We start from the raw sequence: 13,921 nt of genomic DNA, 5'->3' as shown, positions 1-13,921 counted from the left end.
CCTTCGCGGCACGAAGGCCGCTCAGCCGCTCCTCAAGCGAATTGCAGGCACCTGTCGCAACCTCGCTGACTTATGCTCAACCGGTACTATGGGAAATAATTTTAGAGAGGAGAACGAGTGTCAAGTAAAACGTTGAAGCTGCCCGAGGCGGGGCAGTGGCCCGACAAGCTGGTGGCACCAGCGCTCATTGCGGGTGCGGTGCTGACCACCATCGGGTTCCTCATGGCGTTCTTCTACGTGGCCCCCGTGGGCGGTGCCACAGTGAACGGCGCCGAGCTCATCGGGGATGTGATGGTGTCCCAGAAGATGCTCCTGTCCCAGAAGATCTTCTACTTCCATATGCCCGTGGCCATCACGTCGTTTCTCGCCCTGGGCTTTGGGTGCTACTACGCTGTGCGCTTCCTCATGACGAAGAACCGGCGCTTCGACACCTGCTCGCGCATCTGCCTGGAAATCGCCCTGCTGTTCGTGGTGCTCACCATGATCACCGGCGAGATGTGGACGCGCTTCGAGTGGGGCGTGTGGTGGAGCTGGGAGCCGCGCCTGACCACCTACCTCATCCTCATGCTCATCGTGATCGCCTACTTCGTGCTGAGAAGCTCGGTGGACGAGCCGGAGCGCCGCGCCACCTTCGCCGCCGTGGTGGCTATCATCGCCACTATCGACGTGCCCATCTGCTTCATGATCACGCGGCTCATTCCCTCGTCCATCCATCCGGTGGTGCTGCGCGAGGGCGGCATGAGCCCCGAGATGGGCCTGTGCGTGGGCCTGTGCGCGCTCGGCATGATGCTTGTGGGCTTCGCCCTGTACCGCGCCCGCTTCAATCAGGTGCGCCTCACCCAGCGCGTTGACGCGCTCAAGGAAACCCTCGATGACGAACGCTAGGAGATAGCCATGAATCCCATTCTTGCCGATATCTATTCCACCATCCTGCCTTCGGCCCCCTATATCATCGCGGCCTATGCGCTTTTGTGGGTGGCCCTGCTCGCCTACGTGCTCATCATCTTCCGCGGTACGAAGAAGGCCACCGCCCAGCTCATGCTGCTGGAGGAGGCCGTGGCCGACCAGCAGGCGAAGGGGGAGTAGAGCCGCTTGCCCGCCATGGCCCGTTCGAGCGATGGCGGCACACGAAGACCAGCGTGTGCTCAGTCCGCGCGCTCGATGTTGGCCAAAAGTCGGGCAATGCGCAATGATTGCAGCCGGCTCAGGCTCCCTAAAACCCAGCTCCCGCTTCCAAGCGGGAGCGATGTCGATCGCGCCCGCTTCTGTTTTCGCCCCTACAGCCAGATAGCGTCAATGGGCGAAGCGGCGTCGGAGCCAAAAGGGGCAAGCGCGCCGCTGCAGGACGCCGCGACGATCCAGGCCCGGTAAAGGCCGAGCGCCCAGAACGGGCCCTCCTGTCGCAGTGTCATCGGATATGTTGCGGTCGTACCCTGCTCTTCTCTCAAAACTCATGGCGTTGTGCCGGTTTCAGGGGGACGGGCGCTGAAAACGGCACTGGATTGCGAAAAGTAAACGGGCGGTGCCTGCTTTTCGCAATCCAGTGCCACTTCCCCTGAGCGTTGCCGATGTTTTCCCTGGTGGAACGTTGCCCGCAGGAAGGGTGCCAGCGATTTGGGAGGAGCGCCGTGTACTTTTCGCAATCCAGTGCCGTTTTCGGCGATATTTATTTCAATCCGGCCAACCCGGCGGGCGATGACCGCTGACACATCCTCCACCAGCGCCAGAGCATCGGGCACGATATCGATTGCGTCCGCTGCTGCTTTCACCGCCCTTCCTCGCGCAGGGTGACACTTCTGAAAATATGGGAATGCAACGGCACGACTTCTCAAAATTTTTGAGAAGTTGCTCATGCATTGAAGATAATGCCTGGGGAAGGGAGGCGTTGCGCGGGGCGGCCGCTTGTGCCCGCGGTGGTGGCGGGCTACAATGGGGCCGGCTCGATCAGCGGGTCTGCCTTCGCTCCGTCAGGCACGGGCTCCTCCGGCAATGATGGGTGGGTGGGCCGCCCTTGTCCCGTCAGGTGAGACCTGGCCCTCTGGCGATGTCGACGGGCGGAAAGCGAGGGCACCATGGCCTTTGACGAGCGGTATTCCAGTACTTCCTTCACCACCGACCCCGGCAACTTCTTCGATCTGCCCTTTGCGGGCATCGCCACCTTCATGAAGGTGCGGCTGTGCCCGAGTTTGGATGACTTGCGTCCGGGCGATGCCGACGTGGCCGTTCTCGGGTTTCCCTACGATCTGGGAACGAGTGCGCGCTCGGGGGCTCGCATGGCGCCGCGGGCGGTGCGCGATGCCTCCACCGTCTACGCCGATGGGCTGCGGGGCCTTTACGATCCGGTGCTCGACGAGATGTTCCTCGACGAGGGGCAGATCATCGTCGACTGCGGCGATGTGGACGTGAGTCCCTGCGGAAGCGACCAGGCTTTCCGCAATTTGGAGACGGCGGTGCGAAAAGTCCTTGACCTCGGAGCGATGCCGGTGGTTATCGGCGGCGACCACGCCACGCCCATCCCCATCTTCCGTGCGTTGGACCGCTTTAGCGACCTGTGCGTGGTGCAGGTGGACGCTCACCTGGATTGGACGGACAGTTACGGTGAGTTTCGGGAGAGTCACAGCTCGCCCATGCGGCGGGCCTCGGAGATGCCGCATATCACCTCCATGGTGCAGTTCGGCCTGCGAGGGCTCGGCAGTTCGGGGCCGACCGCCTTCGCCGATGCGCGCCAGTGGGGTAGCGTGCTCGTGCCGGCGCCCCAGGTGCACCGTGACGGCGCGGAGGCGGCTTGCTCCCTCATTCCCCAGGCGCCCTGCTACTACATCACCGTGGATATCGACGGTCTCGATCCCTCCATCTGCCCTGGTACCGGCTCGCCCCAACCGGGCGGTCTCCTGTACGACCAGGTGCGAGAGATCATCCGTGCCGTGGCGACGCGGGGCCCCATCGTCGGATTCGATGTGTGCGAGGTATCGCCGCCCTATGACTGGGCGAACCAGACTTCCCTCTATGCGGCGCAGCTCATCTTGGACGCCATCTGCTTCGCGACGAAGGGGATGGCGTCCCGCTAGCCTGTCGGGTGGGAAAGGGGCGCCTCCGGAGAAGCGCCCCGGCTCCTCCAGAGGCGCTCTCTTAGCGGTCGAGTGCCTGACAGAAGGAGCGGTTTCCTTCGGTGACGAGGGCTCCTGAACAGCGAGGGCCCGCGACGGCGAACGTCGCGGGCCCTCGACATGGGGATGGAAACGGCTGGGAGGAGCAGCTATTTGCGCTGCGGGGTGCTGACTTCTTCGACGGCGACGTAGACGTAGCCCGGCTTGCCCTCGGTGGGCAGCTCGTTGTAGGCTACCATCTCGGCGATCTCGGCCGGGGTGGCGGAAGCGGGTTCGGTCTCCAGCAGGTAGGGGGTGGCGGCGCGGCGCTTCATGGCGGCCACGTAGTCCTTGGTGCCCACGAACACTTCCTGCTTGTAGGGGTTCACGCCGAGCTTCTTCGCGCGGTACATGATGTAGGCGAAGGCGGCGATGTTAGCGCCCAGAGCCAGGAGCGACACCACGAGATTCACGTTGGGGTCGTTCACGGAGTTCGCCGCGAAGATGGAGTCGTTGGCGAACATGGGCACCATCTGGCAGAACATGCACCACATGGACAGCGTGAAGGCGCGGTTCTGGATCCAGCCGCCCTTGTTCCAGATGAGGCCGGCGATGGTGGGGGCCAGCAGCAGGGCCACGCCGCAGTACCAAGAGTGGGTGGGCAGGCAGTTGTAGGTGTAGCAGAAGTTCCACAGGTCATAGGCGATGATGAATACCCAGGTCATGTCGGGCCACAGCATGTCCTGGCGCTTCTTCGAGATGTAGATGCCGAACCAGCCGGTCATGCACGCGATGTTGATGATGCCGGCCACGCCGTTGAACACGTTGTGCCAGCCGCCGTAGAGCGTGACGCCCTCGGTGGACACCCAGGTGGTGCCCCAGGCGCGAAACGCGCTCTCGAAGTCGCTGACCACGGCAATGAGGATGTTGATGGCCACGATGACGAAGGGGAAGGCCTTGAACCAGTGGGAGCGGCCGATCTTGCCCCAGGAGTACTTCAGGGCCATAAAGCCGATGCAGCCGGCCGTGGCGGCGTACACCTTCGCGTAGTGGAACCAGCTGTTCATGTCGGTGTGGGTGGGGTTGGAAAGCGCCCATTCGGCGCCGGCCGCCGCGCCGATCTCCACGGCGAGGCAGTAAACGGTCATGGCGCCGCAGACGCCGAAGAACATGAACATGCCGCCGGCCTTGGTGCGCCGGGCGAATTCGTTCAGCAGGATGAGCAGCACCAGCACCAGCACGAGGCCGAGCCATTGGTAGGCGGCGTTGGGGCCGTACACGTCGAAGAGCATGGGGATCCCTCCTTGATCGATGGGACGGAAAGCTCATCGCGGCTGGAGCACGGGTGCGGCGCCAGCGGGGTGACCCAGCCGCGATGGCTGCGCAAGTTCGTCTTGCGGTTGTTGAGGTGAACCATACTCGCCTTTGTTTCTTCAGTCAATATCCATAAATTATCAATTTGATAGTAATTGACGTATAGGGGATAGTCGTCAATATTTCCTTGATATACGGGTAAAACGCTGCTATGCTGCGCCCCAATAAGTTCATGAATGAAAATAAAAGAAAACTTTCATGAAGAAATAACAGTCCCGCACGAACGAATGATTGGAGGAATCATGAGTCAGGAAGAGAAATCCTCGGGCGCGCTGCGGGGCGCAGGGGAGGCGCATGCGGGTGGCTCCGGGACGTCCTTGGATGCGACGGGCGCGCCGGTCGGCTCGGGTGCCACGGCTGCCGCCGATGCCGGTGACCCGACGGCAGCGACGGCCCCGCGGCGCGCGCGGCGGAAGTGGCCGATCGTGGTCGGCGTGGTCGCAGCGGTGCTCGTGGTGGCCGGCGCGGGCTTCTGGGTATGGCACGAGCAGCCGTCGTTCTGCAACGCGGTGTGCCACGAGCCCATGGACGCCTACGTGGAGGGCTATTATGACGACCCTTCCCAGATGGCCTACGCCCATCAGTTGACCGACACCACCTGCCTTCAGTGCCATGAGCCGAAGCTGGACGAGCAGATCGGCGAGGCGCTGGTGTGGGTGCGCGGCGACTTCGCCCTGGGCGAGGACGGCAAGCTGGCCACTGTGGGCGTGCGCGCCGACACATCAATGTGCGCTACGGCCGACTGCCATGATCTGGGCGAGGTGGTGGCCGCCACCGAGAACTGGGGCGGCGAGGAGGGCGTGAATCCCCATAACTCCCATCAAGGTTACGGGCTCGACTGCAGCAGCTGCCATACGGCCCATGGCCAGTCCTATATGTACTGCAACACCTGTCACGACTACGAGGTTCCCGAGGGCTGGGCGGCGCCGGTGCGCAGCCAAGCCGCGGGGGACGCACGCTAAGGAGGGCGCGATGAGAACGAGCAAACTGACTGCAGTGGCCTGCGGGGCCTGCGCGCTCACGCTGGGCCTGTCCGGCTGCGGTGCCAGCTTCGAGGGAAGCGGATCGAAGGACGCCGCCTCGGCCGAGCAGCTGGCCCTGCGCGAGCCCGATCCGTGGGCCGTCGAGCTTCCCGCCGATGGCAACGGACGGGTGGAGGGTGACGTGGCCGATGGCGTGTATACGGGCACGGGCCGCGGCATGGAGGGCCTCATCACCGTGACGCTGCTAGTGGATGACGGCCGCATCCAGTGCGTGGGCATGACCCAGGAGGGCGAGAGCCAGTCACGCGGCGGCTACGAGGCCATCCGCGACGGGAAGTACGCCGATCTGATCGAGGCGGCCCAAGGGCCCGACATCGACGTCATCGCCGGGGCCACCATTACCACGGCCGGTGTGAAGCAGGCCACCGCCGATGCCCTGGCTCAGGCCGAGGCGGCCGCAGCGGGGGAGGCGGCCGGTGCCGACGGCTCTGCTGACGCCCCGACCCCTTCCGCAGATTCCCCCTCGTCCGATTCCCCGAAGGAGGCGTAACCGCTATGGATAAGAACACGGTATCCGCGCCTGGTCTCTCGCGGCGCGACTTCTTGGCCACGGGCGCGTTGGCCACCGCTGCCGCGGCGGCCGCGGCCCTCATCGGCCCTGATGCGGCCCACGGGGCCGAGGGGCGCATCGGCGACTGGTCGGCTGACGGCGCGCCCGAGGGCGTCCCGGCCAGCGACGTTACGAATGCCAGCGCCGCCGACGGCACCTACCGCGAACACAACCCGGCGTGCTTCCCGGCCAACGACGCGAGCCCCATTCCGCCGCGCGAGGTGCCCGCAGCCTGGGACTACGAGTGCGACATCTGCGTGGTGGGCGCCGGCGGGGGCGGCCTGAATGCCGCGGCCCGCGCTGCCGAGCTGGGGGCGGCCACCATCTGCGTGGAGGCACTGGGCCTGCACGGAGGCAACGCCCAAGAGGCGGGCATGTGCGGCATCCTCGGCGGCTATTCCGGCCAGAACGCCAAGCAGTTCGCCTTCCCGAGCTATCCCTTCGATCCCCAGGCCCTGACCGACTGGGCCATGGACGAGTACCACTACGCCGCCGACCCGAAGCTCATCTACCGTCTGGCCTCCGAGGGCGGCAAGTCCCTCGACTGGATGGCCGACTGCGGCGTGCAGTGGCGCCTCGGCGAGGTTCCCGTGTACGTGGCGCCGAAGAATGCCACGCTGGATCATCACGTGCTGAAGATGAAGGACGCCACCGACGCCATGTTCGCCTATGGCCAGCGCCACGGGGTGGACTACAAGTTCCAGAGTCCGGCCGAGGCCCTCGTGCAGGACGACGACGGCCGCATCGTGGGCGTGGTCATCAACGAGGGTTTCCAGCAAGAGCGATTCATCCACGCTAAGCGCGCCGTCATCCTCACGGCCGGGGGCTTCTGCAACAACAAGGCCCTGCTGGACAAGTACATCCCCACGGCGGCCATGGGCTGTGCGTCGAGTTATCTTACGGCGAGCGAGACCGGCGAGTGCTTCCGCATGGGACTGGGGGTGGGGGCCGACGTGTCCGGCTTCAACAGCTCGGCCTCCTTCGACGGCGGCGTGGACTGGCAGGCCGAGGGGGGCACCTGGGCGCGGTTCCTCTACGACGGCATGACCCAGCTGTCGCGCCAGCCGTGGCTGACCATCGATCGGTGCGGCAACCGCCTGCGCTACATGGACTCGCGGGTGGGTGAGGACGGCGCCAACGCCATCTACGCCCTGGGCGACTTGGCCACTATTCAAATGACCCCGCCGGGCCACCGCTCCTATATCGTCTTCGACGCGAACTACGAGGACCATCTGGCCGGATTCGCCCAGGAGCACTGCCGCAAGCTGCTGACTCCCGATCTGGAGCAGATCGAGAAGGTGCCCGAGCACTACCGCGACTGGCACCACGGCGTGGCCGACGCCATCGAGGCCGACGTGCTGAAGCGCCGCGACACCTTAGAGGAGCTCGAGGCCGATCTGGGCCTGGCCGAGGGCGTGCTCACCGAGGCGGTGGCGAAGTGGAACGAGGCGTGCGAGCGGGGCGAGGACGACTTCATGTACCCCATGCCGCCCGAGTGGCTGCACGCCATTACCACGCCGCCCTTCTACGGCTGCCGCATCGGCGGTAACCTCTACGGCACCAAGGCGGGCCTGCTCATCAACGACCAGATGCAGGTGGTGGGCACGAGTGGCCGCGTCATTCCGGGGCTGTACGCCGGCTGGCACACCGCGGGCGGCGCCTGCGGCGAGAACAGCTACATCGGCGACCCTATCTTAGGATCGCTCATGGGGGACGTGGGCCTGGCGTTCTGCGGCGGGTACCTCTGCGGCACCTTCGCGGTGGAAAACGAGATGGGAGACTAGGATGGATGACATGAAGAAGATGGCGCGGCCCTTTGGATGGCTGTTCGCCCTGGCGCTGGTGATCGCCGTGCTCGGCCGGGTGGGGCTTGCCATCGCCGGGGCCACGGGCGTGCTCGCCTTCGACTACATCTCGGCGTCGGGCGTGCCTATTTTGGACGTGATCTGCTCCATCCTCACGGGCTCGGCCTTCGTGGCCTTCCTGTTCGCGGCGGGGCTGGCACTCGTAGTGTCCACGGCCGGGGTGGTGCTCTACGGGGCCCTTGCGGCCCGTGGCGACGCCCGCCCGCGCCCGCTTTCGGCCTTCCTGTGGGGCTGGGCCACGGCCTTGGTGGCCCTGGTGTGCCTGGTGATCGTCGTGTTGGGCATCCTATCGGCGGTGCAGGTGGGCTCTATGAGCTCGAAGCTGCCGGGGGCGCTGGCCTTGGCAGGCGCCCTGGTGGCCTTCGCGGCCTTTTTGGGCACGCTGCTGGGAGCGGCCTCGCTCGTGGTGTGCGCCTGCGTGGCCCGGGCGCGGACCGGTCGCAGTCTGGGGGCGAGTCTTGTGGTGGCCGCTGCCGGCTGCGGTGCGGTGGTGATGCTGCTCACCGTGGGCACCTTCGGTGCCCTTAACACGGCGGCGGTGAGCTTGCCCGCGCTGGGTGCGTGGCTTGCGGCCGACGTTGCGGTGAACCTAGCCCTCCTGTTCGGGGCCGGGGCCTATCTGGGCAAGCAAGAGCGGCGGGAGACGGCCGAGAAGCCCCGCGCCGTCGCCGCGGCCCGCGGCTAGGCCGGGCTCGTCGCTGCGTTTTGCCGCGGGCTGCATTGGGCATCGGCGCCGCGCCGTCGTTGCTCCTTAGAGAGCTATATTTCCTGGAGCAGGTCGTAGGCGGCCTGCTCCTTTGCTTGACGGCGGGCGTCCAGCTCGGCTACGACCACGTGGCCGACGCGCTCGATGGCCTCGCGCTGGCCGGGGGTGAGGTTGGCCCACAGCTTCGTGGCGGCCAGTTCGTTCACCGTGGCGCTGATGAGGAATCCCTGGTAGACGCCCTCGTCGGTGAGGGCCACGTAGACCGCCTTCTTGTCGGCGGGCGACTTCAGGCGTCGGGCCCAGCCGCGGGCGACGAGGCGCTCGGTGGCTCGGGCGGCGTTCACCGGCGACAGGTGCAGGGCGCATGCCAGTTCGCCGACGCGCTCGGGGCGGTCGGTCTCGCCGAGGCGCTGCACGATGCGGCACTCGTTGAACGACGCGCCCGTGGCCTCGCGCAGGGTGCGCTCGGTCTCGGCGCGCAACAGCTCGATGGACACGAGCGAGCGGGTGGCCGGGAAGCGCTGAGCGCGGCCCGGGTCCAGCGGCGGCTCGATCTGGGCCGCGGCCGACACTGCTGCCTCCAAGATGGTGCGGTAGGTGGGGTCGTCGGTGGGGAAGTGCTCGTAGAGACTCGCGATGAGCGACTCGTTCACCGCCGCCACGTGGGCCTCGCCGGCCTCGGTGGCCGCGAGGAAGCGCGTGCGACCGTCGGCGGTGCCCGGTGCGCGGGTGACGAGCCCCGCGGCGGCCAGCACATCTACGGCCTGGGTGACCACGTTGGGCTTCATGCCCAGAAGCTTGCCCAGCTCGCCCTGGTTCACCGCCTTGCCGGCCTGCAGCAGTTTGGTGAGCACTCGGTACTGGGTGATGTTCAGGTCGCTGGCTGCGGCCAGGCCGCGGGTGAGGGCCTCGTGGGCCATCTCAAAGGCTACGAAGTAAGTGGAATCCAGGTTGAATTTGTCCTTGGCGGGGGTGGGCTGCACGGGCGAGGGCTCCTTCGGCCAACTAGTTCATTTCGGTAACAATCAGTGTAACGCCGCGGGCGGGCGCTGCCGGCGCTGGACGGAAAGCCCCAGAACATGGTCACAAATGGGAGGGGCGGTCGGGTGTGCGGCGGGGCGGCGCGGCCTGTTTGCGGGGGGGGCCTCTGCTGGGCACGGCGGGGTGGCGTGCGGCGCGCTCGGGGAGGGCTCGCGCGGCCCGCTGCCGAGCTCCCTAATTACGGGCCGCTGCGATGCGGCCGTCACCGTCGACGAAGAAGGCCTGGAGGATCTCGGGATGGCGCTGCACGAGGGAGCAGCCACGTTCGCGGTCCAAGGCGAGCAGGGTGGTGGAGAACCCCTCGGCGTCGATGGATCGCTCGCAGATCACGGTGACGCTGGCCACGTCGGTGACGACGGGCATGCCCGTGCGCGGGTCCAGGATGTGGTGGTAGAAGGTGCCGTCGGGGGCGGTGAAGCAGCGCTCGTAGACGCCGCTCGTGACCGCTGAGCCGCCGCGTAGCGGCACGGCGCCGATGAGGCGCGCCGGGTCGCGGGGGTCGCGCACGCCGACGTTCCAGGCCTCACCCGAGGGCTTGGTGCCGCAAACGGCCACGTTACCGCCCAGGTTCACGATGATGCCGTCCAGGCCGTGGGCGTCCATGGCCTCGATGAGCCGATCGGCGATCCAGCCCTTGGCGATGCCGCCCGCATCCACGGCCGCCGCCGGGTCGGCCAGTTGGGCGAAGTGGCCCGTGGCGTCTTCCCGCAGCTTCAATTGGCGCCAGTCGACGTGGCGCACGGCCTCGGCCAGCTCGTCGGCGTCGGCTACCACTCCCTCGTGGAAGTTCCACAGGCGCACGGCCGGTCCCACGGTGATGTCGAAGACGCCCTCGCTGGCCGCGCAGTAGGCGAGCGCCCGCGAGAGCAGGTCGAAGGTGAGCGGGTCGATGGCCACTTCCGCCCCGACGGCGCCGTTGATGCGGGCAATGTCGGAATGGGGCAGGGTACGACTGAACAATCGCTCGTAGGTGCGGCAGAGTGCCCGAGCCTCGCTAAAGGCCGCCTCGCAGGATGCCGCCTCGCCGTAGGCTTCGATATCGATCACGGTGTTGAAGGCGAGAAAACGCACGCCGGCCGGCCTGCCGCCTGTGGCCGGCCGCATCTCGCAGAACGCCTCGTCGGGGATGACGTCGCGGGTATCTTCCATGTGTTCGCTCATGGTGCCAGTATAGCCGACCTGCGGCCGCGCCGACTGTAGTATCATGGGCCGCGACGAAATTGCGAGACATCGGGGCGGCGCCGGCGAGGCCGGCCCGCACCGACCGACGAGAAAGGCGCTCGATGAAGGCACTGATTCCCGCAGCGGGCCTGGGTACCCGCTTTCTGCCGGCCACGAAGGCCCAGCCCAAGGAGATGCTTCTGGTGGTGGACCGCCCTGCCATCCAGTACGTGGTAGAGGAGGGCCTGGCCTCCGGTGCCGACGAGGTCATCATCGTCAACAGCCGCGAGAAGAAGGCCATCGAGGACCACTTCACCCCCAATCCCGAGCTGGTGGCGCTGCTGCGCGAGCGCGGCAAGGACGCCTATGCTGACGCCGTGGAGGCCGTAGGCGACTACAACGTGAGCTACGTGTACCAGGAAGAGGCCCTGGGTCTGGGGCATGCGGTACATTGCGCCGCCGAAGCCTGTGCCGGCGAGCCCTTCTACGTGCTGCTGGGCGATGTGCTCGTGCCCGACAACAAGATGCTGCCGGCCATGAAGGCGGTCTCCGACGCCCATAACGGCGCGAGCGTCATCGCGGTCATGCCCGTTCCCGACGACCAGGTGAGCCGCTTCGGCGTCATCGCCGGTGCGGCCGTGGCCGATGACGTGTGGAAGGTGGACTCGCTCGTGGAAAAGCCGGCGCTTCAGGACGCACCGAGCAACCTGGCGGTGTTCGGCCGCTACCTGCTGAGTCCGCGCGTGATGGAGCTTCTGGCCGATGTGAAACCCGGCGTGGGCGGCGAGATCCAGCTGACTGACGCGCTGGACGCGGTGCTGCGCGAGGAGGAGATGTACGCGCTCGTGATCGATCCGGCCGACGGGTTCGACACCGGCACTGTGGAGAGCTGGCTGGAGACGAACAACATTCTCTTCCAGCGCAAGAACGGGTAGGTGACACCTCGTCAGCAGCGTGGTATCATAACGCTTTGACGCCTCGTTATGGCTGGTCGGAATTCTTCTCAAATCTGACAAATTGCTTAATGATGACCCTGTGAATCCACAAGTTCACCACCTTCGCGTCATAGGGAATTCAAGGGTGGTTGTTATACTGAGCCCAGCAAGTGAGACAATCCCCTCCGATCACTTGCCTGCTTTGTCTCTGAAAAGCAGAAAGCGGCTCCTGAGAGAGTCGCATCCCCCCTCCTTCTGGCCCGGCGGCCCCCTCCGCCGGGCCGCTTCTTTTTTTGCGCGAGCTGCGCGCTGGCGCTCGCAGCTCGCGGCCGATTCTGCTTCGGGCGCGGGCGGCTCGCCCTGGTTCCGGCGGGACGTCGCTCGGGCAGGCCGGCTGTATGCGCTGCGGCGGCGGAAAAGTTGGCGCAAATGCTCGGTTTGGTCCCCTCGGCGCTGTCGCAAAGGGGCACTTTGGTTCCCTCGGGTGGCAAAATCCCAGGTCGGAATTTCTCTGTGACGGAAGCACGGGAACCAAACCGCGTATTTGCGCCATGTTTTCGCTCGGCCTTACTCGCGGCTCGCTGACGCTCGCGGCTCGCTGACGCTCGCGGCTCGCTGACGCTCGCGGCTCGCTGACGCTCGCAGCTTGTGGCCGATATCCCCAACCATCTTCTAATACATTTGTTCGAAAAATCTCGCATTTGACTCGAGAGCGAGGCGGGCTTGGTGGTACCATAGGCCCATGGATACTTTATTTACTGCTATGGAAAACGACAAGCGCAGCGCCGTGGCGCCTTTGGCGGTGCGCATGCGGCCGCGCACGCTGGATGAGGTAGTGGGTCAGGGCGAGGCTGTGGGCGAGGGCAGCTGGCTTCGGGCCGCCATCGAGAACGATAGCCTCAGCTCGGTCATTCTGTTCGGGCCGGCGGGCACGGGGAAGACGTCGCTGGCCCACGTGATCGCCGAGTCCACCAAAGCCACTTTCGTGGAGGTCTCGGCCATCGGCGGCACGGTGTCCGATCTGCGCCGCGAGATCGACGCCGCCGAGAAGCGCCTCGTCATGAGCGGGCTGCGCACCATCCTGTTCGTGGACGAGATCCATCGTTTCAACCGCAGCCAGCAGGATACCCTGCTCCATGCCGTGGAGGACCGCCTGCTGGTGCTTGTGGGCGCCACCACAGAGAACCCTTTCTTCGAGGTGAACTCGGCCCTGATCTCGCGCTCGCGTGTCGTGGAGCTGCATTCCCTGGCCGACGATGAGATCGCCGAGCTTACGGCCCGCGCGGTGGATGACGACCGTGGTCTGGCCGGCGGCTACGTGCTGGAAGAGGCCGCCCGCGAGGCCATCGTCACCCTAGCCGGGGGCGATGGGCGCGGGGCGCTCACTACGCTAGAGTTGGCCGCGGGCATGGTGGCTCCGGGTACGCGCGAGGCGCCGGTCACCATCACCGAGGCCATGGTGCGCACGGCCACGCCCCATCGGGCACTGCCCTACGACAAGAATAAGGACATGCACTACGACATCATATCGGCGTTCATCAAGAGCATGCGCGGCAGCGACCCCGATGCCGCCGTGTACTGGCTTGCCCGTATGATCGACGGGGGAGAGGACCCGAAGTTCATCGCCCGCCGTATGTTCATCGCCGCCTCGGAGGACATCGGCAACGCCGATCCCCAGGCCCTGCTCGTGGCCGAGGCCGCTTTCCGTGCCGCCGAGGTCATCGGGTATCCCGAATGCCGCATCAACCTGGCCCAGGCCGCCATCTACCTGGCCCTGGCTCCGAAGTCCAATGCCGCCGAGGCCGCCATCGACGCGGCGCTCTCGGAGGTGCGCCACGGTCCGGCCCGCAAGGTGCCCGACTATCTGCGCGACCGTCATCGTCCCGGCTCCGAGAACTACGGCCAGTACAAGTATCCTCACAGCTATCCGGGCGGCTGGGTGGACCAGCACTATCTGCCCGAGGGACTCGAGCGCGGCTGCTTCTACCAGCCCAGCGAGCGCGGCTGGGAGGCCTGGCGCATCGATGCGGCGGCCCGCGATCGTCATAGCTAGGCTTTCATCGGGTGTGACGCGCGGTCAACACCCGTTTACGGAATGGCTACTGTGTGGGTGCCTTCTGTGAAATTTCGGACGGCCTTATTAGAATGGGCGGGGTAATA

Annotated in this window: 13 protein-coding genes; 9 read left to right on the top strand and 4 right to left on the bottom strand. The window is 66.0% G+C overall.

Annotated elements, in window-relative coordinates:
* The first annotated feature begins 117 nt into the window (after nucleotides 1-117).
* Together G503_RS0103865 and G503_RS0103860 are read left to right on the top strand one after the other, a co-directional pair.
* The gene (locus G503_RS0103865) at nucleotides 118-885 is read left to right on the top strand and encodes a cytochrome c biogenesis protein (protein WP_035021629.1); all 768 of its coding nucleotides are present in this window, start codon (nucleotides 118-120) and stop codon (nucleotides 883-885) included.
* Between the two features lie 9 nt (nucleotides 886-894).
* Complete coding sequence (locus G503_RS0103860; protein ID WP_028026540.1) at nucleotides 895-1,086, top strand: hypothetical protein; 192 nt, start codon at nucleotides 895-897, stop codon at nucleotides 1,084-1,086.
* A 365-nt stretch (nucleotides 1,087-1,451) separates the two neighbouring features.
* Here the strand turns inward: G503_RS0103860 and G503_RS16270 are convergent, their stop codons facing one another.
* Nucleotides 1,452-1,769 carry a hypothetical protein gene (locus G503_RS16270; protein ID WP_156891908.1) on the bottom strand — a complete coding sequence of 106 codons (318 nt, stop codon included), beginning with the start codon at nucleotides 1,767-1,769 and terminating at the stop codon, nucleotides 1,452-1,454.
* 303 nt (nucleotides 1,770-2,072) lie between these two features.
* Between G503_RS16270 and G503_RS13585 the strand changes: the two genes are divergently transcribed.
* Nucleotides 2,073-3,068, top strand: a complete 996-nt coding sequence (locus G503_RS13585) for an agmatinase (protein ID WP_051190889.1) — start codon at nucleotides 2,073-2,075, stop codon at nucleotides 3,066-3,068.
* 188 nt (nucleotides 3,069-3,256) lie between these two features.
* Here G503_RS13585 and G503_RS13580 read toward each other — a convergent pair whose 3' ends face one another.
* Nucleotides 3,257-4,378, bottom strand: coding sequence for a DUF5692 family protein (locus G503_RS13580; protein WP_235715484.1), 1,122 nt, complete (start codon nucleotides 4,376-4,378; stop codon nucleotides 3,257-3,259).
* 324 nt (nucleotides 4,379-4,702) lie between these two features.
* On the opposite strand from G503_RS13580, the gene G503_RS0103840 reads away from it, so the two are divergent.
* The 4 genes from G503_RS0103840 to G503_RS0103825 are packed head-to-tail and all read left to right on the top strand — an operon-like array spanning nucleotide 4,703 to nucleotide 8,603.
* Nucleotides 4,703-5,422: a cytochrome c3 family protein gene (locus tag G503_RS0103840; protein WP_035021628.1), complete on the top strand. Its 720-nt coding sequence runs from the start codon at nucleotides 4,703-4,705 to the stop codon at nucleotides 5,420-5,422.
* A 10-nt stretch (nucleotides 5,423-5,432) separates the two neighbouring features.
* Nucleotides 5,433-5,993: an FMN-binding protein gene (locus G503_RS13575; RefSeq protein WP_051190888.1), complete on the top strand. Its 561-nt coding sequence runs from the start codon at nucleotides 5,433-5,435 to the stop codon at nucleotides 5,991-5,993.
* A 5-nt stretch (nucleotides 5,994-5,998) separates the two neighbouring features.
* Nucleotides 5,999-7,837, top strand: a complete 1,839-nt coding sequence (locus G503_RS0103830) for an FAD-dependent oxidoreductase (protein WP_028026538.1) — start codon at nucleotides 5,999-6,001, stop codon at nucleotides 7,835-7,837.
* A gap of 1 nt (nucleotide 7,838) precedes the next feature.
* Nucleotides 7,839-8,603, top strand: coding sequence for a hypothetical protein (locus tag G503_RS0103825; RefSeq protein WP_051190887.1), 765 nt, complete (start codon nucleotides 7,839-7,841; stop codon nucleotides 8,601-8,603).
* Between the two features lie 74 nt (nucleotides 8,604-8,677).
* Here the strand turns inward: G503_RS0103825 and G503_RS0103820 are convergent, their stop codons facing one another.
* Together G503_RS0103820 and G503_RS0103815 are read right to left on the bottom strand one after the other, a co-directional pair.
* A complete protein-coding gene (locus tag G503_RS0103820) occupies nucleotides 8,678-9,607 on the bottom strand; it encodes a MarR family transcriptional regulator (protein WP_028026536.1) in 930 nt (309 codons plus the stop codon).
* A gap of 232 nt (nucleotides 9,608-9,839) precedes the next feature.
* The gene (locus G503_RS0103815; RefSeq protein ID WP_028026535.1) at nucleotides 9,840-10,814 is read right to left on the bottom strand and encodes an FAD:protein FMN transferase; all 975 of its coding nucleotides are present in this window, start codon (nucleotides 10,812-10,814) and stop codon (nucleotides 9,840-9,842) included.
* A gap of 134 nt (nucleotides 10,815-10,948) precedes the next feature.
* Between G503_RS0103815 and G503_RS0103810 the strand changes: the two genes are divergently transcribed.
* Nucleotides 10,949-11,761: a UTP--glucose-1-phosphate uridylyltransferase gene (locus G503_RS0103810; RefSeq protein ID WP_028026534.1), complete on the top strand. Its 813-nt coding sequence runs from the start codon at nucleotides 10,949-10,951 to the stop codon at nucleotides 11,759-11,761.
* 742 nt (nucleotides 11,762-12,503) lie between these two features.
* On the top strand, nucleotides 12,504-13,814 hold the full coding sequence (locus G503_RS0103805; protein ID WP_028026533.1) for a replication-associated recombination protein A: 1,311 nt from the start codon (nucleotides 12,504-12,506) through the stop codon (nucleotides 13,812-13,814).
* The last annotated feature ends 107 nt before the right edge of the window (nucleotides 13,815-13,921 follow it).

It is taken from the genome of Adlercreutzia mucosicola DSM 19490, from assembly GCF_000422625.1.
GTDB lineage: Bacteria > Actinomycetota > Coriobacteriia > Coriobacteriales > Eggerthellaceae > Adlercreutzia > Adlercreutzia mucosicola.
The sequence above is the reverse complement of the archived record's forward strand: the minus strand, read 5'-3'. Positions and strand labels throughout refer to the sequence as shown.